Source organism: Frateuria terrea, from assembly GCF_900115705.1.
GTDB lineage: Bacteria > Pseudomonadota > Gammaproteobacteria > Xanthomonadales > Rhodanobacteraceae > Frateuria_A > Frateuria_A terrea.
The window spans coordinates 417,218-435,377 of record NZ_FOXL01000004.1; the positions used below are offsets into that span (position 1 = coordinate 417,218).

General features: G+C 67.0%; 17 protein-coding genes. 8 read left to right on the forward strand and 9 right to left on the reverse strand.

The annotated features are described in order from the left end of the window. Nucleotides 1-61: 61 nt before the first annotated feature. The 7 genes from mgtE to pyrG all read right to left on the reverse strand — a co-directional run bounded on the left by mgtE (nt 62) and on the right by pyrG (nt 6,897). A complete protein-coding gene (mgtE, locus tag BMZ38_RS08425; protein WP_091336294.1) occupies nt 62-1,447 on the reverse strand; it encodes a magnesium transporter in 1,386 nt (461 codons plus the stop codon). Beyond that, a complete protein-coding gene (ispF, locus tag BMZ38_RS08430; RefSeq protein WP_091336295.1) occupies nt 1,444-1,917 on the reverse strand; it encodes a 2-C-methyl-D-erythritol 2,4-cyclodiphosphate synthase in 474 nt (157 codons plus the stop codon). The genes mgtE and ispF overlap by 4 nt, the downstream gene beginning before the upstream one ends. Further along, nucleotides 1,917-2,606, reverse strand: coding sequence for a 2-C-methyl-D-erythritol 4-phosphate cytidylyltransferase (gene ispD / locus BMZ38_RS08435; RefSeq protein WP_091336297.1), 690 nt, complete (start codon nt 2,604-2,606; stop codon nt 1,917-1,919). The genes ispF and ispD overlap by 1 nt, the downstream gene beginning before the upstream one ends. Nucleotide 2,607: 1 nt before the next feature. Beyond that, complete coding sequence (ftsB, locus tag BMZ38_RS08440; protein ID WP_091336300.1) at nt 2,608-2,937, reverse strand: cell division protein FtsB; 330 nt, start codon at nt 2,935-2,937, stop codon at nt 2,608-2,610. A 19-nt stretch (nt 2,938-2,956) separates the two neighbouring features. After that, complete coding sequence (gene eno, locus BMZ38_RS08445; protein ID WP_091336302.1) at nt 2,957-4,255, reverse strand: phosphopyruvate hydratase; 1,299 nt, start codon at nt 4,253-4,255, stop codon at nt 2,957-2,959. A gap of 77 nt (nt 4,256-4,332) precedes the next feature. Further along, nucleotides 4,333-5,166, reverse strand: a complete 834-nt coding sequence (gene kdsA, locus BMZ38_RS08450) for a 3-deoxy-8-phosphooctulonate synthase (RefSeq protein ID WP_091336304.1) — start codon at nt 5,164-5,166, stop codon at nt 4,333-4,335. A gap of 57 nt (nt 5,167-5,223) precedes the next feature. Then, nucleotides 5,224-6,897: a CTP synthase gene (gene pyrG / locus BMZ38_RS08455; protein ID WP_091336306.1), complete on the reverse strand. Its 1,674-nt coding sequence runs from the start codon at nt 6,895-6,897 to the stop codon at nt 5,224-5,226. 195 nt (nt 6,898-7,092) lie between these two features. Here pyrG and BMZ38_RS08460 point away from each other — a divergent pair, with 195 nt between their 5' ends. From BMZ38_RS08460 to BMZ38_RS08470, 3 genes are all read left to right on the forward strand, one after another. Then, nucleotides 7,093-8,892, forward strand: coding sequence for an aminopeptidase P family protein (locus BMZ38_RS08460; RefSeq protein ID WP_091336308.1), 1,800 nt, complete (start codon nt 7,093-7,095; stop codon nt 8,890-8,892). Between the two features lie 97 nt (nt 8,893-8,989). Further along, nucleotides 8,990-10,879, forward strand: a complete 1,890-nt coding sequence (gene parE / locus BMZ38_RS08465; protein WP_091336311.1) for a DNA topoisomerase IV subunit B — start codon at nt 8,990-8,992, stop codon at nt 10,877-10,879. Nucleotides 10,880-10,987: 108 nt separating this feature from the next. Further along, a complete protein-coding gene (locus BMZ38_RS08470) occupies nt 10,988-11,515 on the forward strand; it encodes a 3-hydroxyanthranilate 3,4-dioxygenase (RefSeq protein ID WP_091336312.1) in 528 nt (175 codons plus the stop codon). 22 nt (nt 11,516-11,537) lie between these two features. Here the strand turns inward: BMZ38_RS08470 and BMZ38_RS08475 are convergent, their stop codons facing one another. Beyond that, nucleotides 11,538-12,089 carry an NUDIX hydrolase gene (locus BMZ38_RS08475; RefSeq protein WP_091336314.1) on the reverse strand — a complete coding sequence of 184 codons (552 nt, stop codon included), beginning with the start codon at nt 12,087-12,089 and terminating at the stop codon, nt 11,538-11,540. A gap of 168 nt (nt 12,090-12,257) precedes the next feature. On the opposite strand from BMZ38_RS08475, the gene BMZ38_RS08480 reads away from it, so the two are divergent. Together BMZ38_RS08480 and BMZ38_RS08485 are read left to right on the forward strand one after the other, a co-directional pair. After that, nucleotides 12,258-13,742, forward strand: coding sequence for an amino acid permease (locus BMZ38_RS08480; protein WP_091336316.1), 1,485 nt, complete (start codon nt 12,258-12,260; stop codon nt 13,740-13,742). A gap of 74 nt (nt 13,743-13,816) precedes the next feature. Then, a complete protein-coding gene (locus BMZ38_RS08485; protein ID WP_091336318.1) occupies nt 13,817-15,259 on the forward strand; it encodes an amino acid permease in 1,443 nt (480 codons plus the stop codon). A gap of 436 nt (nt 15,260-15,695) precedes the next feature. Here the strand turns inward: BMZ38_RS08485 and BMZ38_RS08490 are convergent, their stop codons facing one another. After that, nucleotides 15,696-16,031 (reverse strand): high-potential iron-sulfur protein, encoded by a 336-nt coding sequence (locus BMZ38_RS08490; RefSeq protein ID WP_091336320.1) that lies wholly within the window; start codon nt 16,029-16,031, stop codon nt 15,696-15,698. 164 nt (nt 16,032-16,195) lie between these two features. On the opposite strand from BMZ38_RS08490, the gene BMZ38_RS08495 reads away from it, so the two are divergent. From BMZ38_RS08495 to mtnC, 3 genes are all read left to right on the forward strand, one after another. Next, the gene (locus BMZ38_RS08495; protein WP_091336322.1) at nt 16,196-16,840 is read left to right on the forward strand and encodes a methylthioribulose 1-phosphate dehydratase; all 645 of its coding nucleotides are present in this window, start codon (nt 16,196-16,198) and stop codon (nt 16,838-16,840) included. Next, nucleotides 16,837-17,391 (forward strand): 1,2-dihydroxy-3-keto-5-methylthiopentene dioxygenase, encoded by a 555-nt coding sequence (locus BMZ38_RS08500; RefSeq protein ID WP_091336325.1) that lies wholly within the window; start codon nt 16,837-16,839, stop codon nt 17,389-17,391. The genes BMZ38_RS08495 and BMZ38_RS08500 overlap by 4 nt, the downstream gene beginning before the upstream one ends. An 82-nt stretch (nt 17,392-17,473) precedes the next feature. Further along, nucleotides 17,474-18,160 (forward strand): acireductone synthase, encoded by a 687-nt coding sequence (gene mtnC, locus BMZ38_RS08505; protein WP_091336327.1) that lies wholly within the window; start codon nt 17,474-17,476, stop codon nt 18,158-18,160.

An 18,160-nucleotide genomic window follows, 5' to 3' on the forward strand; every position in this document is an offset into this window, starting at 1 on the left:
CAACGCTCGAAGGCGGAAGCTGTGGTCGGCGGACGCAACATTGACGCGGCGCAATGGCCGGCTACATCAGGAACAACGTTGCCAGCCCCAGGAAAATGAAGAACCCACCGCTGTCGGTCATCGCCGTGATCAGCACGCTGGACCCCAGCGCCGGATCGCGCCCGGCCTTCATCATCAGCATCGGTATACCGACACCGCAGAAAGCCGCCAGCAGCAGGTTGAGCGTCATCGCGGCGGTCATCACCACGCCCAGGGCGACGTTCTCGTACAGCAGCCACGCCACCACGCCGATCACGCCGCCCCAGACCAGGCCGTTGAACAGCGATACGGCCAGTTCCTTGCGCCACAGCCGCTTGGCGCTGTCGGGCGTGATCTGGTTGAGCGCCAGCGCACGCACGATCATGGTGATGGTCTGGTTGCCGGAGTTGCCGCCGATGCCGGCGACGATCGGCATCAGCGTCGCCAGCGCCACCAGCTTCTCGATCGCTCCCTCGAACAGGCCGATCACGCGCGAGGCGATGAACGCGGTCACCAGGTTGATCGCCAGCCATGACCACCGGTTGCGCAAGGATGCCCACACCGAGGCGAAGATGTCTTCCTCCTCGCGCAGGCCGACGCGGCTCAGTGCCTCGCTTTCGCTTTCCTCGCGGATCACGTCGACCATCGCATCGACCGTGATGCGCCCGATCAACCGGCCCGCATCGTCCACCACCGGCGCGGTCACCAGGTCGTAGCGCTCGAACGCCTGCGCCACTTCGTAGACGTCGTCGCCTGGATGGAACGTGTTGACGTCCGGCGCCATCACGGCGCTTACCATCGTCTCGGGCGGATTGACCAGCAGCCAGTGCAGCGGCAGCACGCCAGTGAGAAGGTTGTCCTGGTTGATGACGAACAACTTGTCGGTCTGCGCAGGCAGCTCGTCGAAGCGGCGCAGGTAGCGCAGCACGGTCTCCAGGCTCACGTCCTCGCGGATCGTGACCATCTCGAAGTCCATCAGCGCACCGACCTGGTCGTCCTCCCACGACAACGCCGACTGCACCCGCTCGCGCTGCTGCGCGTCCAGGCTGGCCATCAGCTCGGGCAGCACCTCGGTCGGCAGGTCCTCGACCAGGTCGGCCAGCTCGTCCGCGTCCAGCGGCTCGACCGCGGCGAGGATCTCGCGCGGGTCCATGTCCGCGATCAGCGATTCGCGCACCGCGTCGGAGACTTCCAGCAGGATTTCGCCATCGCGATCGGCCTTCACCCGTTGCCAGACGGCCAGGCGCTCATCCAGCGGCAGCGCCTCCAGCACGAAGGCAATGTCGGCCGGGTGCAGCTCATCGAGCCGTTGCTGCAGCTCGGCATGGTGCGCTGGCGTGGGGTCCTCGACCAGCCGCGCGAGCAAGGCGGTGATGGCTTCGAGCTGCTCGTGCAGCCGGTGTGTGCCGCGGGCCTCGGCCTCGCTCACGCGCGCTCCAGCAGCACGCAGGCCTGCGCTGCGATGCCCTCGCCGCGGCCGGCGAAGCCGAGCTTTTCGGTGGTGGTGGCCTTGATGCTGATGCGCCCGACGTCGCAAGAAAGGTCCTCGGCCAGGATGGCGCGCATCGCCTCCGCATGAGGGCCGACCTTGGGCGACTCGCCGATGACGGTCACGTCGGCGTTGCCCAGCGCGTAGTTGTGGTGCGACATCAGCAGGGCCGCGTGGCGCAGGAACCGGCGGCTGTCGGCACCGCGCCAGCGCTCGTCCGATGGCGGGAAGTGCCTGCCGATGTCGCCCAGCGCCAGCGCGCCGAAAATGGCGTCGCACAGGGCATGGATCACCACGTCGCCGTCCGAGTGCGCGACCACGCCGCGATGGTGCGGCACGCGCACGCCGCCGAGCACGACGAAGTCGCCCTCACCGAATGCGTGCACGTCGAAGCCCTGGCCTATGCGCATCACGCGGTCCTCGTCAGCAGGAACTCGGCCAGCGCAAAGTCCGCTGCCGTGGTCACCTTGATGTTGTCTTCTGCGCCTTCCACCAGCAACGGCGCGTAACCTGCCCGCTCCATTGCCATCGCCTCGTCGCTGACCAGCACACCCTGCTGGCTGGCTGCCTCGAGTGCCACCACAAGCTGCCCGCGACGGAACATCTGCGGCGTGAAGGCGCGCCAGCGATGCTCTCGCGGCTCGGTGAGGCGGCTACAGCCTTGCTCGTCGGCGCGTTTCAGGGTGTCGCGCAGCGGCGCGCCAAGCAGCCCACCGTCACCGGCCGAAGCAGCGTCGAGCAGCCGGTCGATGTCGGTGGCACGCACGCAGGGACGCGCTGCATCGTGCACCAGCACGAAATCGCCGGCCCCCACCCCGATCGGCAACGCGCGCAAGCCGGCCAGCACCGAATCGGCACGCTCGCCGCCACCGATCGTGGTGAACACCGGCTTGCCGTGCAGGCTGTCGACGCCCGGCCAGCGCGCGTCGTCGGCCGCCAGCACTACCAGCAGACCGGCGATGCGCGGATGCGCCGCCAGCCGCTCGATCGTGTGCATTATCAAGGCGCGCCCCGCCAGCGGCAGGTACTGCTTGGGGCAGTCGCCGCCGACCCGGGTGCCGCGTCCGGCGGCCGGTATCACGCACCACAGCGGGGCCACGTCAGTGTCCGCCGTTGTCGCCGGATGTCGGCGCACTGGCACTGGCGCTTCCCGCCGGTCGTTCGACTACCTGGTAGAAAGTCTCGCCGGGCTTGATCAGCCCCAGCTCGGCGCGGGCACGCGCCTCGACCGCCTGCTCGCCGTGCTTCAGGTCGCTGACGTCTGCCGCCAGCGCCTGGTTGCGTTGCGTCAGCCGCTCGTTGTCGGCGTGTTGCCGGGTCACCGCCGTGCGCAGCGCCTGCACTTCGTGCATGCCGCCGCTGCCGGTCCACAGCTTCAGCTGCAGGCCGATCAGGATCAGGAGTAGGACCAGGGCGATCCAGCGCAGCATGGACGGTGCAGGCTCCGCGTCAGCCCGGCAGGCGGGCGAGGTTGGGGAAAGCGTCGCGGCCGGCGTAGCGGGCGGCGTTGCCCAGGGCCTCTTCGATGCGCAGCAGCTGGTTGTACTTGGCCACGCGGTCGGTGCGGCAGAGCGAGCCGGTCTTGATCTGCGTGGCGGTGGTCGCCACGGCGATGTCCGAAATGGTGGTGTCCTCGGTTTCGCCCGAGCGGTGCGAGACCACCGCCGCGTATTTGGCTGCGTCCGCCATGGCAATGGCTTCCAGCGTCTCGGACAGCGTGCCGATCTGGTTGACCTTGATCAGGATCGCGTTGGCGATGTGCTTCTTGATGCCCTCGCGGAAGATCGACGGGTTGGTCACGAACAGGTCGTCGCCGACCAGCTGCACTTCCTTGCCGATCCTGTCGGTGAGCAGCTTCCAGCCGTCCCAGTCGCCCTCGGCCATGCCATCCTCGATGGTCACGATCGGGTATTGCTTGGCCCAGCCGGCCAGCAGGTCGACGAACTGCTCCGGCGCGTAGGCCTTGCCCTCGCCTTCGAGGTCGTACTTGCCGCTCTTGAAGAACTCGGAGCTTGCCACGTCCAGGCCCAGCAGGATCTCGGAGCCGACCTTGTAGCCGGCCTTGCCGACCGCCTCGAGGATCGTGTCCAGCGCCTCGATGTTGGAGCGCAGGTTCGGCGCGAAGCCGCCCTCGTCGCCCACCGCAGTGTTCAGGCCCTTGCCCTTGAGCACGCTCTTGAGCGCATGGAAGATCTCGGCACCTGCGCGCAGCGCTTCGGCGAAGTTCGCCACGCCCACCGGAAGGATCATGAATTCCTGCACGTCGACGTTGTTGTCCGCGTGCGCGCCACCGTTGACGATGTTCATCATCGGCACCGGCAGGCTGCCCGGCTTGCCGTGCGAGAGGTACTTCCACAGCGGCTCGCCGCGCGAGGCGGCCACGGCGTGGGCCGCGGCCATCGATACGCCCAGCAGGGCGTTGGCGCCGAGCTTGCCCTTGTTCGGGGTGCCGTCCAGCGCGATCAGCTTGGCGTCCAGGCCCTTCTGGTCGGCCGCGTCGAAGCCCTTCAAAGCATCGGCAATGGCGCCGTTGACGTTGGCCACCGCCTTGGTCACGCCCTTGCCGCCGTAGCGCGCCTTGTCGCCGTCGCGCAGTTCGACCGCTTCGCGCGACCCGGTCGAGGCGCCGCTGGGTACCGCGGCCCGGCCGAATGCGCCACCGCCCAGGGTGACTTCGGCTTCCAGCGTGGGGTTGCCGCGCGAGTCGAGGATTTCACGGGCGTGGATGCGGGTGATCGTCGTGGTCATGGTCGTCCGTTCTGTCGGGAGTGGCATCAATGTCTTTGTTGGGAACGCCGGTCGTCCGGAACCGGCATTGCCGCCGGTCAAAGCGTCTGTTCGAGGAAGCCGTGCCGCTTGGTGGCGGCGTCCAGCTCCATGAGGGTTTCCAGCAAAGCCTCCATCTTGCCCAGCGGCCATGCATTGGGACCGTCAGAGAGCGCCTTGCTCGGGTCCGGGTGCGTCTCGGCGAACAGGCCGGCCACACCGACCGCCACCGCCGCGCGCGCCAGCACCGGCACGAACTCGCGCTGCCCGCCGGAACTGGCGCCCTGCCCGCCCGGCAGCTGCACCGAATGCGTGGCGTCGAAGACCACCGGGCAGGCGGTCTCGCGCATCACGCTCAGGGAACGCATGTCCGAGACCAGGTTGTTGTAGCCAAAGCTCGCGCCGCGCTCGCACACCATGATGTCGTCGTTGCCCACGGCCTTGGCCTTGGCGACCACGTGCTTCATGTCCCATGGCGCGAGGAACTGGCCTTTCTTGATGTTCACCGGCTTGCCGGCGCGCGCCACGTTCTGGATGAAATCGGTCTGGCGGCACAGGAACGCGGGGGTCTGCAGCACGTCGACCACCGCGGCGACCTCATTCATCGGCGTGTATTCGTGCACGTCGGTGAGCACCGGCACGCCGATCTGGCGCTTGACCTCGGCGAGCACGCGCAGCCCTTCCTCCAGGCCGGGGCCGCGGAAGCTCTGGCCGGAGGAGCGGTTGGCCTTGTCGAAGCTGGACTTGAAGACGAAGTTCACGCCCAGCCGACCGGTGATTTCCTTCAGCTTGCCGGCGACATCCAGCTGCAGCTGTTCGGACTCGACCACGCAGGGGCCGGCGATCAGGAACAGGGGCTGGTCGAGGCCGACTTCGAAACCGCAGAGCTTCATGGATTCTTTCCTGGTGACGCTCGCCTGTATGCGAGCTGCAAACGCTTCGCGGAGAGATCAGGCCCTCGCCTGCGCCCCGGCCAGCTTTTCCCCTTGGCGCATCGCCTTGTACTCGCGCGCCGCTTCGACGAAACCGATGAACAGCGGATGCCCGTCGCGCGGCGTGGAAGTGAATTCCGGGTGCGCCTGGCAGGCCAGGAACCACGGGTGCTTCTGCTGCGGCAGCTCGACGATCTCCACCAGCAGGTCGTCCATCGACTTGCCGGAGACCACCAGGCCCAGGTCCTCGAAGTCCTGCCGGTACCGGTTGTTGAACTCGTAGCGATGGCGATGGCGCTCGCGCACCACCTCGTGGCCGTAGGTCTCGCGCGCCAGCGAGCCGGTCTTCAGGCGGGCCTCCTGCGAACCCAGGCGCATGGTGCCGCCCAGGTCCGAGTGTTCGCTGCGCTGCTCGGTCTCGCCGGCGGCAGTCGTCCACTCGGTGATCAGCGCGATCACCGGGTTGGCCGTATTGCGGTCGTTCTCGCTAGAATCGGCATCCTGCAGACCGGCCACGTTGCGGGCGAAGTCCACCACCGCCGCGTGCATGCCATAGCAGATGCCGAAGTACGGCACGCCGTTCTCGCGGGCGTACTTGGCCGAGAGCACCTTGCCCTCAAAGCCGCGCTTGCCGAAGCCGCCGGGCACCAGGATGGCGTCGGCCTTGCCCAGCACTGTCTGCGCGCCCCTGGATTCGACTTCTTCGGAGTCGATCCAGTCCAGGTTGACGCGGGTCTGCTGCTTGATGCCGCCATGGCGCAGCGCCTCGCCCAGCGACTTGTAGGCGTCCTTGTGTTCCACGTATTTGCCGACGATCGCGATGGTGACCTCGTCCTTCGGGTGCTCCACCGCCTCGACGGTGCGCCGCCAGCTGGATAGGTCGGCCGGCTTGGCGTCCAGCCCCAGGCGCCGGACGACGATGTCGTCCAGGCCCTGGCTGTGCAGCCACAGCGGGGTCTTGTAGATCACGTCCACGTCGATCGCGCTGATGACCGCGTTCTCCGGCACGTTGGTGAACAGCGCGATCTTGCGCCGCTCGCTTTCCGGCAGCGCTTCCTCGCAGCGGCACAGCAGGATGTCCGGCTGGATACCGATAGAGCGCAGCTCTTTCACCGAATGCTGGGTCGGCTTGGTCTTGATCTCGCCGGCGGCCTTGATGTACGGCACCAGGGTCAGGTGCATGAACAGACACTTCTCCGGCCCGTGCTCGATGCGCAGCTGGCGGATCGCCTCCAGAAACGGCAGCGACTCGATGTCGCCGACGGTACCGCCGATCTCCACCAGCGCCACGTCGAAGCCGCGGGTGGCCTCGTGCACGCAGTGCTTGATCTCGTCGGTGATGTGCGGGATCACCTGCACGGTCGCGCCCAGGTAATCGCCGCGGCGCTCCTTGCGGATCACGCTCTCGTAGATCTTGCCGGTGGTGATCGAGTTCTTGCCGGTCAGCCGCGTGTGGACGAAGCGCTCGTAGTGGCCCAGGTCCAGGTCGGTCTCGGCGCCGTCGTCGGTGACGTAGACCTCGCCGTGCTGAAAGGGACTCATGGTGCCCGGATCCACATTGATGTACGGATCGAGCTTCATCATGGTGACCGAGAGCCCGCGCGCCTCGAGAATGGACGCGAGCGACGCCGCCGCGATGCCCTTGCCAAGCGAGGACACCACACCGCCGGTGACGAAAATCAGGGGGGTCATGGGATGCAGCCGTGCTGGAAATCGGCATTTTAGCGGGTGACGGGGCCGGCGGCGAGACGTTCCGTCGAAGCGGTTCACGCTCGAGCCCTCGCTGCGGGCAGAGGGTTCGGTATCGCAGTGGAGCAGAGGCCTGAGCACCCATACCGGTTCGCCCCCCGCCTGAACGGCTCTCGTGGAAGGCGCTAGCATGCGCGGATGACCAACCCCATCCCCACCCGCCTGGCCGCCCTGCGCCAGGCCATGCAACGCCACGGCGTCGCCGCCTGCCTGGTTCCCACCGCCGACCCGCATCTTTCCGAGTACCTGCCCGCACACTGGGCCGCCCGCGAATGGCTGTCCGGCTTCACCGGCTCGGCCGGTACGCTGGTGGTGACCGCCAGCGAAGCGGACCTGTGGACGGACTCGCGCTACTTCTCCCAGGCAGAGCAACAGCTGGCCGGCAGCGGCATCGCGCTCAAGAAGCAGAAGGTCTCCCACGCCCCCGAACACCTGCAGTGGCTGCAGCAGCACCTGGACGAGGGCGGGGTACTCGCGGTGGCAGGCGACAGCCTGTCCCTTGCCGCCAGCCGGCAGATCGAGCGCCTGCTGGGCGAGGCTGGTGCCAGCGTACGCACCGACCTGGACCTGCCGGGTGAGGTCTGGACGGATCGCCCGCCGCTTCCCAAGGCGGCGGTGTTCGAGCACGCGACCGGCTATCCGGGCGCGACGAGGGCGGACAAGCTGGAGCGCCTGCGCACCCACCTGCGCCGCCAGGAGGCCACGCATCACCTTGTGTCCAGCCTGGACGACGTCGCATGGCTGACCAACCTGCGCGGCAGCGACGTCGAGTACAACCCGGTGTTCCTGGCTCATCTGCTGGTCGAGACCGAGGGCCCGGCCACCCTGTTCGTCGACCGGAGCAAGCTCTCGGACAAGCTGGTTGCCGCACTCAGGGCCGACGGCGTTCATATCGCCGATTACGCCACCGTCGCCGATGCACTGGGCGAACTGGGCAAGGGGGCACGCCTGCTGTTCGATCCGGCGCGCGTGGTCTGTGCGGTGGCCGGCGCGATCGCTGCGGACGCTGCCCGCGTGGAAGCGGCCAATCCATCGACGGCCTACAAGGCGCGCAAGACCGAGTCCGAGCTTGAGCACATCCGCGACGTCATGCGCCGCGACGGCGCCGCTCTGGCGCGTGCCTTCCGACGGCTGGAAGAGCGGCTGGCCGCCGGCATGGCGCAGACCGAGCTGGACGTCGATGCCCTGCTGCGCGAGGAGCGCTCCGCGCAGCCGGACTTCATCGGCGAGAGCTTCGCCACGATCGCCGGATACCAGGCCAACGGCGCGTTGCCGCATTACCGTGCGACGCCCGAAGCGCACAGCACGTTGCAGCGCAAGGGCCTGCTGCTGGTCGACTCCGGCGGCCAATATGCCGGAGGCACCACCGACATTACCCGCGTGCTGGCGCTGGGTGAGACCACCGCCGAGCAGCGCCGCGACGCCACGCTGGTGATGAAGGGCCTGGTCGCGCTCTCCCGCGCACGCTTCCCCAAGGGCGCCAGCGGTCCGCAACTGGATGCGCTGGCCCGCGCGCCGTTGTGGGCCAGCGGCCTGGACTACGGCCACGGCACCGGGCATGGCGTGGGCTACTTCCTCAACGTGCACGAAGGCCCGCACGCGATTCGACCGCCGGTGCCCAACGGCGCGCTGGTGCCGCTGGAGCCAGGCATGATCACTTCGATCGAGCCCGGGCTGTACAAGCCCGCGCGCCATGGCATCCGCCACGAGAACCTTGCCGTCGTGGTACAGGCGGACCAGACCGAGTTTGGCGAGTTCTACGCTTTCGAGACGCTGACGCTGTGCCCGTTCGATCGGCGGGCACTGGAGCCGGGCCTGCTCAATCCGGAGGAGCGCGCCTGGCTGGACGACTACCACGCCACCGTACGCGCAGCGCTGGCCCCCTTGCTGGAGGATGCGGACCTCGCCTGGCTGGAGCGGCACTGCGCGCCGCTGTGACTTCGCGCTCTCTGCGCGGAGAGAGGCCTTGGTGCTTGACCGCCCCGCCCGCCTCTCGCCATCCTGCAACGCTTCCGTTCCCTGACCGACCCCACGCATGAGCAGTCGCTACAACGCCGCCGACATCGAAGTCCTTTCGGGCCTCGATCCCGTCAAACGCCGCCCCGGCATGTATACCGACACCTCGCGCCCGAACCACCTGGCGCAGGAGGTGATCGACAACTCCGTGGACGAGGCACTGGCCGGCCACGCCAAGGCGATCGAGGTGGTGCTGCACAACGATGGCTCGGTCGAGGTCAGCGACGACGGCCGCGGCATGCCGGTGGACATCCATCCGGAGGAAGGCGTGCCGGGCGTGGAGCTGATCCTCACCCGCCTGCACGCCGGCGGCAAATTCAGCGGCAAGAACTACAACTTCTCCGGCGGCCTGCACGGCGTAGGCGTGTCGGTGGTCAACGCCCTCTCGCAGCGCGTAGAAGTGACCATCCGCCGCGATGGCAGCGAATACCGCATGGCGTTCGAGCACGGCGATCGCGTCAGCGAGCTGGAAGTCATCGGCTCGGTGCCCAAGAAGAAGACCGGCACCACCGTCCGCTTCTGGGCCGATCCGAAGTACTTCGACTCGCCGAAGATCTCGGTGCCGAAGCTCAAGCACCTGCTGCGCGCCAAGGCCGTGCTGTGCGCAGGCCTCAACGTCAAACTGGTCGACGAGGCCAGCGGCGAGACCAGCCAGTGGTACTACGAGGACGGCCTGCGCGACTACCTGCGCGGCGAGCTCGATGGCGCCGAGGCGATCCCCGCCGACCTGTTCGTGCACCACGTGGCTCGCGATACCGAAGGGCTGGACCTGGCGCTCACCTGGCTGCCCGAAGGCGAGCTGGTGCAGGAAAGCTACGTCAACCTGATTCCCACCGCGCAGGGCGGCACCCACGTCAACGGCCTGCGCACCGGCCTGACCAACGCCATCCGCGAGTTCTGCGACATCCGCAACCTGCTGCCGCGCGGCGTCAAGCTTGCACCCGAGGACGTGTGGGAGCGTCTGGCCTTCGTACTCAGCGCCAAGCTGCTCGATCCGCAGTTCGCCGGCCAGACCAAGGAGCGCCTGTCCTCGCGCCAGGCCGCCGCACTGGTCGAGGGCGTGGTGCACGATGCCTTCAGCCTGTGGCTCAACCAGCATGTCGACCTGGGCGAGAAGATCGCCCAGCTCGCCATCGAGCGCGCCAGCGCGCGCCTGAAGGCGGCCAAGCAGGTGGTGCGCAAGAAGATCACGCAAGGGCCGGCCCTGCCCGGCAAGCTGGCCGACTGCACCGCCACCGACCTCACCCGCACCGAGCTGTTCCTGGTCGAGGGCGACTCGGCCGGCGGCAGCGCCAAGCAGGCGCGCGACAAGGAGTTCCAGGCCATACTGCCGCTGCGCGGCAAGATCCTGAACACCTGGGAGGTCGAGTCCACTTCGGTGCTGGCGTCCGAGGAAGTGCACAACCTCGCCGTCGCCATCGGTTGCGACCCGGGCAAGGATGACCTCACCGGGCTGCGCTACGGCAAAGTCGTCATCCTGGCCGATGCCGATTCGGATGGGCTGCACATCGCCACCCTGCTCTCGGCGCTGTTCCTGCGCCACTTCCCCGCGCTGGTGCGCGAGGGCCACGTGTTCGTGGCGATGCCGCCGCTGTTCCGCGTCGACGTGGGCAAGCAGGTGTTCTATTGCCTGGACGAGGCCGAGAAGCAGTCGATGCTGCAGAAGATCGAGCGCGAGAAGATGAAGGGCGCGGTCAGCACCACCCGCTTCAAGGGCCTCGGCGAGATGAACCCGGCACAGCTGCGCGAATCGACCATCCACCCGGATACGCGCCGCCTCGTGCAGCTGACCGTGGACGACAGCGAAGGCACGGCGAAGCTGATGGACATGTTGCTGGCCAAGAAGCGCGCCGGCGATCGCAAGAGCTGGCTGGAGGAAAAGGGCGATCTGGCCACGCTCGAGGTCTGACGCCCTGCCCTCCTACTTCGCCGGAGCTGAGCGGCCGCTCTTGCGATAAGGTTGCGCCGAAACCGCTTTCGCACGCGGCCTCGACGCCAGGAAAAAAGCGAGACGCCCATGTCCCTGCTTCCCCCCATCGACCTGCAACGCTGGATCGACGAACACCGCCACCTGCTCAAGCCGCCGGTAGGCAACAAGTGCATCGTCGATGGCGACTTCATCGTCATGATCGTGGGTGGCCCCAACGCGCGCACCGACTACCACTACGACGAAGGTCCGGAGTTCTTCTACCAGCTCGAGGGCGAGATGGTGCTCAAGGTGCAGGACGAAGGAGTCGCACGCGACATACCGATACGCGCCGGCGAACTGTTCTACCTGCCCCCGCGCGTGCCGCATTCGCCACAGCGCATGCCCGAATCGGTCGGGCTGGTGATCGAGCGGCGGCGCCTGGCTGGCGAGCGGGATGGCCTGCTGTGGTTCTGCGAGCGCTGCAACCACAAGCTCTACGAGGAGTACTTCACCCTCGCCAGCATCGAGCAGGATTTCCCGCCCGTATTCGAGCGCTTCTACCGTTCGCACCAGGCGCGTACCTGCGATGCGTGCGGACACCTGAATCCGGCTCCGCCGCGCTACGCGCCCGCCTGATTCGACGGCCAGCTCAGAGCTTTCAGCCTTCGCGAGCCAGCCAACGTCGGGCCATGCGGCGCAGTGACTCGTCGGCCTGCGCATCCTGTGCGATCGCGCGTATTGGCCGCCAGGCAAGATCGAGGGATTCCTCGCTGACCGCGAACGCCTCGCTCCCGGTCGCGCGAACGACGTAACGCACGTCGTAATGCCAGTGTGCAGCCACCGCGCCGCGCGCCGGGATCAGATGGCAATCCAGATCGAAGATGCCCGGCTCCACGGTCAGATCCCGCAAGCCGGATTCCTCTTCCGCTTCGCGCAGCGCGACGCGCGCCAGGTCGGTGTCACCATCTGCATGCCCGCCCAATTGCAACCAGCGACCCAGCTTGCGGTGATGGGTCAGCAGCACGCGTTCGCCGTCGGCGCTGACCAGCCAGGCCGAGCCGGTGAAATGCCCCGGTGCGTGGCTGCGCTCGAACACCTGAGGTGCGCTGGCGAGGAACCGCAGGAAAACCTCGGCAGCTGACTCGTGCTGGCAGACCTGTGCATGGTGGCGAAGGGCATCGCCAAGGTCGCGGGTGCAGGGTTCCGGCATCGTCTGGAGTGAAGCGGCAAACAGCCATTCTAGCGATGGCCGCGCATGCCTTGTGGCGCTTGTACCCCCAGTCACGCTCGGCTAAGGTTGCCCGTCACACCGGCTCGACGCGTCGCTAACGTCGGGGTCGAGGGGATGCAGTCCTTCTGTTCTACGGGGAACCCATACATGCTTTTCAAGCGCGTCAAGCCGCTCGACCAGATCCTCGCCACCGCCGAAAAGAAAAGCCTGGTTCGCCAGCTCGGCCCTTTCCAGCTCACCATGCTCGGCATCGGCGCCATCATCGGCACCGGCATCTTCGTGCTGACCGCCGAGGCCGGACAGAAGGCGGGCCCAGGCATGATGATCTCGTTCATCATCGCCGCCGTGGTCTGCGGCCTGGCCGCGCTGGCCTACGCGGAACTCGCCTCGATGGTGCCGGTGGCGGGATCGGCCTACACGTACACCTACGGCGTGATGGGCGAAGGGCTCGCCTGGGTCGTGGGCTGGGCACTGGTGCTTGAGTACACCATTGCCGCCAGTACCGTATGCGTGGGTTGGGCCGGCTACTTCAACGGTCTGCTGGCCAGTCGCGGATTCGGCTTGCCGACATTCCTGCGGGTAGGCCCGCTGGACGGCGGTGGCTTCAACCTGTTCGCCTGCCTCATCGGGCTGGTCATCACCTGGCTGCTGGTGGTGGGCACCAGCAAGTCGGCGAAGGTCAACGCTGTGCTCGTGCTGGTCAAGGTCATCGCGCTTACCGTGTTCATCGTCATCGCGCTGCCGCGCGTACAGGACGCCAACTTCCAGCCCTTCACCCCCAACGGCTGGGGCAGCCCGATGGGCGGCATCGGCGTGCTCGGCGCCGCCGCATCGATTTTCTTTGCCTACGTGGGCTTCGACGCGATTTCCACGGCAGCGGAGGAAACCAAGAATCCCAACCGCAACATCCCGATCGGCCTGCTCGGCGCGCTGGGCGTGTGCACCGTCTACTACCTGCTGGTCAGCTACGGCGCGATCGGTGCCGTCGGCGCGCAGCCGGTGGTCGCCCCGGACGGCTCCGCGATTCAGCCCGGCACGCCGGCGATGGCGGCTGCCTGCCAGGCCTCCCAGGCGCTGGTCTGCAGCAAGGAAGCGCTGGCCCACGCCGTGCGCCTGCTCGACCACCCGTGGTGGGGCAACTTCATCGGTGCGGCGGCCAGCCTCGCGCTGCCCTCGGTCATCCTGACGATGACCTACGGTCAGACCCGCATCTTCTTCACCATGGCGCGCGACGGCCTGCTGCCCGCCAAGCTGGCCAAGATCCACCCGCGCTACCACACCCCGCACGTGATCACGCTGATCACCGGCGGCTTCGTTTCTCTGTTCGGCGCGCTGTTCCCGGTGGGTGCGCTGGCGGACGTGACCAACTCCGGCACGCTGTTCGCCTTCATGATGGTGGCCCTCGGCGTGCTGATCCTGCGCGTCAAGCAGCCGCATCGGCCGCGTTCGTTCCGCACGCCGGCGGCATGGGTGGTCTGCCCGCTCGCCATCTTCGGCTGCGTGCTGCTGTTCCTGAACCTGTCGAAGGTCACCATGTTCGTGTTCTTCGGCTGGGCGGCCGTCGGCCTGGTGGTGTACTACCTCTACGGCTACCGCAAGAGCCACCTGGCCAATGGCACTGAACCGGCCTGACGCTTGCACCGCCTAACTCAATGACAACCCGCCGGCACGGTGAGAACCGTGCCGGTTTCATGTCCGGAACGCACATGCTGAAGCAGTTGCTCGCTCGCAAGACCGATTTCTCCGACGTAGACGACACCCACGGTCCCGGGCTGCGCCGCACGCTCGGACCCTGGGGACTGACCGCGCTGGGCATCGGCGCGGTGATCGGTGGCGGCATTTTCGTGATCACCGGCCAGGCGGCGGCCGAGCATGCCGGTCCCGCGGTAATCCTGGCCTTTGTGTTCGCGGCCATCTGCTGCAGCTTCACTGCTCTGTGCTACGCCGAGTTCGCCACGCTGATCCCGATGTCCGGCAGCTCTTACTCCTACGCCTATGCGACGCTGGGCGAGCTGGTGGCCTGGTTCATCGGCTGGAACATGGTGCTCGAGTACGGCGTGTCGGCCTCGGCGGTGGCGGTCAGCTGGACGGGCTACTTCGTCAGCCTGATGGATCATGTCGGCATCCACCTGCCCGCAGCCCTTACCAACGCGCCGCTGGCCTATCAGGGCGGCCACCTGGTCACTACCGGCGCCCTGTTCAACCTGCCCGCGGTGGCCATCGTGCTGGCGCTGACCTGGCTGTGCTACGTCGGCATCCGCGAGTCCAGCGGTGCCAACGTCGCCATGGTGCTGCTCAAGGTCGGCCTGATCGTGGTGGTGATCATCGCAGGCTGGCGCTACGTCAATCCGGAACTGTGGCAACCGTTCATCCCGGCCAACGAAGGGCCCGAGAAGTACGGCTGGTCGGGCATCATGCGCGCGTCGACCCTGGTGTTTTTCGCCTATATCGGTTTCGAGGCGACCTCGACCGCCGCGCAGGAGGCGAAGAATCCGCAGCGCGACCTGCCGATCGCCACGCTTGCCTCGCTGGCGATATGCACCGTCCTCTACGTCGGCATGGCAGCGGTCATCACCGGCCTGCTGCCTTTCAATCTGCTCGGCACGTCCGAGCCGGTGGTCACGGCGGTCAAGGCGCACGCCGAGCTGGAATGGCTGCGCTGGCTGGTCGAGGTGGGTGCGCTGATCGGCCTGTCCTCGGTCGTGCTGGTGATGATCATCGCGCAACCGCGCATCTTCATGATCATGGGCCGCGACGGCCTGCTGCCGCCCGTGTTCGCCAAGATCCACCCGCGCTACCGCACGCCGCACATCAACACGGTGATCACCGGGTTGGGCATCGCGGCGCTGGCGGCGGTGTTTCCGCTCGACATCCTCGGCGACCTGGTCTCGATGGGCACGCTGATCGCATTCGTCGCGGTGTGCGCGGGCGTACTGATCCTGCGCCACACCCAGCCCGAACTGCCGCGCACCTTCCGCGTGCCGTGGGCTCCGGTGGTCTGCACGCTGGGCGTGCTGAGCTGCCTGACGCTGCTGTACTGGGAAAACTGGTACCAGTGGCTGATGCTGGGCATCTGGACCGTGATCGGCATGGCGATCTACTTCGGCTACGGGCGCCGCCACAGCCAGCTGCGCAAGGTTTCGGCGTAATCCGCCGAGTACGCCCGCCTCATCCCACCTTCCGCCCGGGGCGGCCCGAGGCCTTCCCAATGAGGACTTCTCGGGAACCCGAACGTTGGCCGACGTTCGCAGGCGGACGCGACATTTAACGAAATTCTTGCAAATTGCCGCTTAAGTTCGGCAAAGAATTTTGTTTCGCAAATTGCTGAATTTAAAGCGCTTAACGGAACTTTTTCGAGAAAAATCCCGCCGCCCGTCGCCCGAACTGCCCACCGCGGGAGTATCATCCGAACTCCGAGGGTTGATCACTTGGCAGTGGGCCCCGGATCGCCGCCCGGCGCGTCAGGCGGGTCAGCTCCTCAGCCTGACGCGTCTGGGCAGCACTTTTAAGACCGGCCGTTCGGCCACTCTTCCTTCACGCTCATCGATCGAACGCGCCTGGCGCGTCGGCCGCATGTGCGCCTGCTCAGGCCTTCCGGGTCGTGTGCGAAACACACCAGCCCTTGGCGTTCACCGACTTGCCGGGGAACAGTTGGCAAGGACCGTAGGGCTTGGCGCCGGCGTCCGTGTAGAACTGGCAGTTCGCGCAGACGTCGCCCGCCTTGTGCTTCGGATTCTTCGACGTGCTGGCATCCTCGACATAGTCGAGCGCCTTGGCGGTCGGATCGGACTCGGCCACGTGCGGCAGGTCGGCCGCGCGCGCAAAGCGTGGCAGGCCACCGGCCACGGCAGCGGCGGCCGCAGTGCCCGCGGCCACTTTCAGGAAACGCCTGCGCGATTCGAGATCTTTTTCTTGCGACATGGAAGGAACCTCCGTTGTTTCCGCCACCGCGGACGCGGCAGCCTTTGGCGATGGTACGCTCGCCGCGTCAATGAAACCTGACTTGCGAGAACGACTCGCATTTGCCGTCGGACGTGAACACCGGCGTGCTATAGTCGCCCACCGTTTGGACGTCCAAATCACACATGCAGGAACTCCCCTCCTCCGTGGATCCCGCCCGTTTTGCGCTGTGCGCCGATGCCATCGCCGAGGCCGCCCGCGAACTTGCCTTGCTGGGCTGGACGCCGGCGACCAGCAGCAATTTCTCCATGCGGGTCAACGACGAACTGGCCGCGATCACTATCTCCGGCCGCGACAAGGGGCGGCTCGGGCGCGAGGACATCATGCTGGTGGACATGGCCGGGCATGCGGTCGGCACCCATGCCCGGCCCAGCGCCGAAACCGGGCTGCACACGCAGGCCTACCGCCGCCTGCCGCACGCCCAGGTGGTGCTGCACACCCACTCGCGCACGCAGAGCGTCGCCTCGCGGCTGTTCGCTCGCGAGGGCGTGGTACGGCTGGAAGGCTGGGAACTGCAGAAGGCCATCACCGGCTACACCACGCACGAGAGCGTGCTCGACATCCCGGTCTTTCCCAATACGCAGTACATGCCCGAATTGGTCGCGCGCATCGATGCCTGGCTGGATGCGGGGAAGCCATTGCACGCCTACCTGATCGACGGGCACGGCATCTACACCTGGGGTGCCGACATGGCCGAGGCACGGCGGCACCTCGAGGCGCTCGAATTCCTGCTCGCCTGCGAGCTCGACCTCAGGAGATTTTCCGCATGAGCCGTCTGCGCATCTACGAGGAAAACCAGCCGAACACGCCAGTGTCGGAAATTACGGCCGCCGGGGACATCGCCAGCGAGCTCGGCCGGGTCGGCGTGCGTTTCGAACAATGGGACGCAGGTGCGCCCATTGCCCCCGGCGCGAGCCAGGAAGAAGTGATCGCCGCCTATAGGAGCGACATCGAGCGCTTGATGCACGAAGAAGGCTATCGGTCCGTCGACGTGATCAGCCTGGCCCCGGATCACCCCGACCGCACAGCGCTGCGCCAGAAATTCCTCAACGAGCACACGCACAGCGAGGACGAGGTGCGCTTCTTCGTTGCCGGCAGCGGTCAGTTCACGCTGCACATCGACGGCCGCGTGTACGACGTTTTGTGCGAGGCGGGCGACCTGATCGGCGTGCCCGATGGCACCCCGCACTGGTTCGACATGAGCGAGTCGCCCTACTTTGTGGCGATCCGCCTGTTCACCAACAAGGAAGGCTGGGTCGCGAATTTCACGGGCACCGACATCGCCGGGCGTTTTCCACGGATGGAGCCGGCTCCGCGCTGATCGGCAGGATGGCTCAGTCCACTGCGCACCGCATGGGCGGCGCAGCGGCTATCCTTGCGATCTCCCCGCACGCGTGCCGCCCATGACCAACATCCGCGCCATCGTCACCGACATCGAGGGCACCACCAGCTCGATCGACTTCGTCAGGGACGTGCTGTTTCCCTACGCGCGCAAGCGCCTGCCGGCCTTTGTCGAGACGCACGCCGACAAGCCCGAGGTGCAGCACTGGTTGCACGAAGCGGCCAAGGAAGCCGGCATCATCGAGGCCAGCCGCCAGGAGATCATCGAACTGCTGCTGGGCTGGATCGACCAGGACCGCAAGTCCACCGCGCTCAAGGCGCTGCAGGGCATGATCTGGAAGGAAGGCTACGAGGCCGGCGAATACCGCGCACACGTCTACCCTGAGGTGTCCGCACGACTGCATGCATGGCGCGCCGACGGGCTGCACCTGTATGTCTACTCCTCCGGCTCGGTGCCGGCGCAGCGGCTGTTCTTCCGCTACAGCGACGCGGGCGACCTGACGCCGATGTTCGCCGGCTATTTCGATACCGAAACCGGTCCCAAACGCGAATCCGCGTCCTACGCCAAGATCGCCGAGGCGATCGGCGAGCGCCCGGAGCACATCCTGTTCCTCTCCGACATCGTCGAGGAACTGGACGCTGCCCGTACCGCCGGCCTGCAGACTGGCTGGCTGCTGCGGCCGCCGCAGGCAGTGCCGGTCCAGCCGCGCCATCGCGCCTACTTGGATTTCGATTCCATCGAGCCCTGA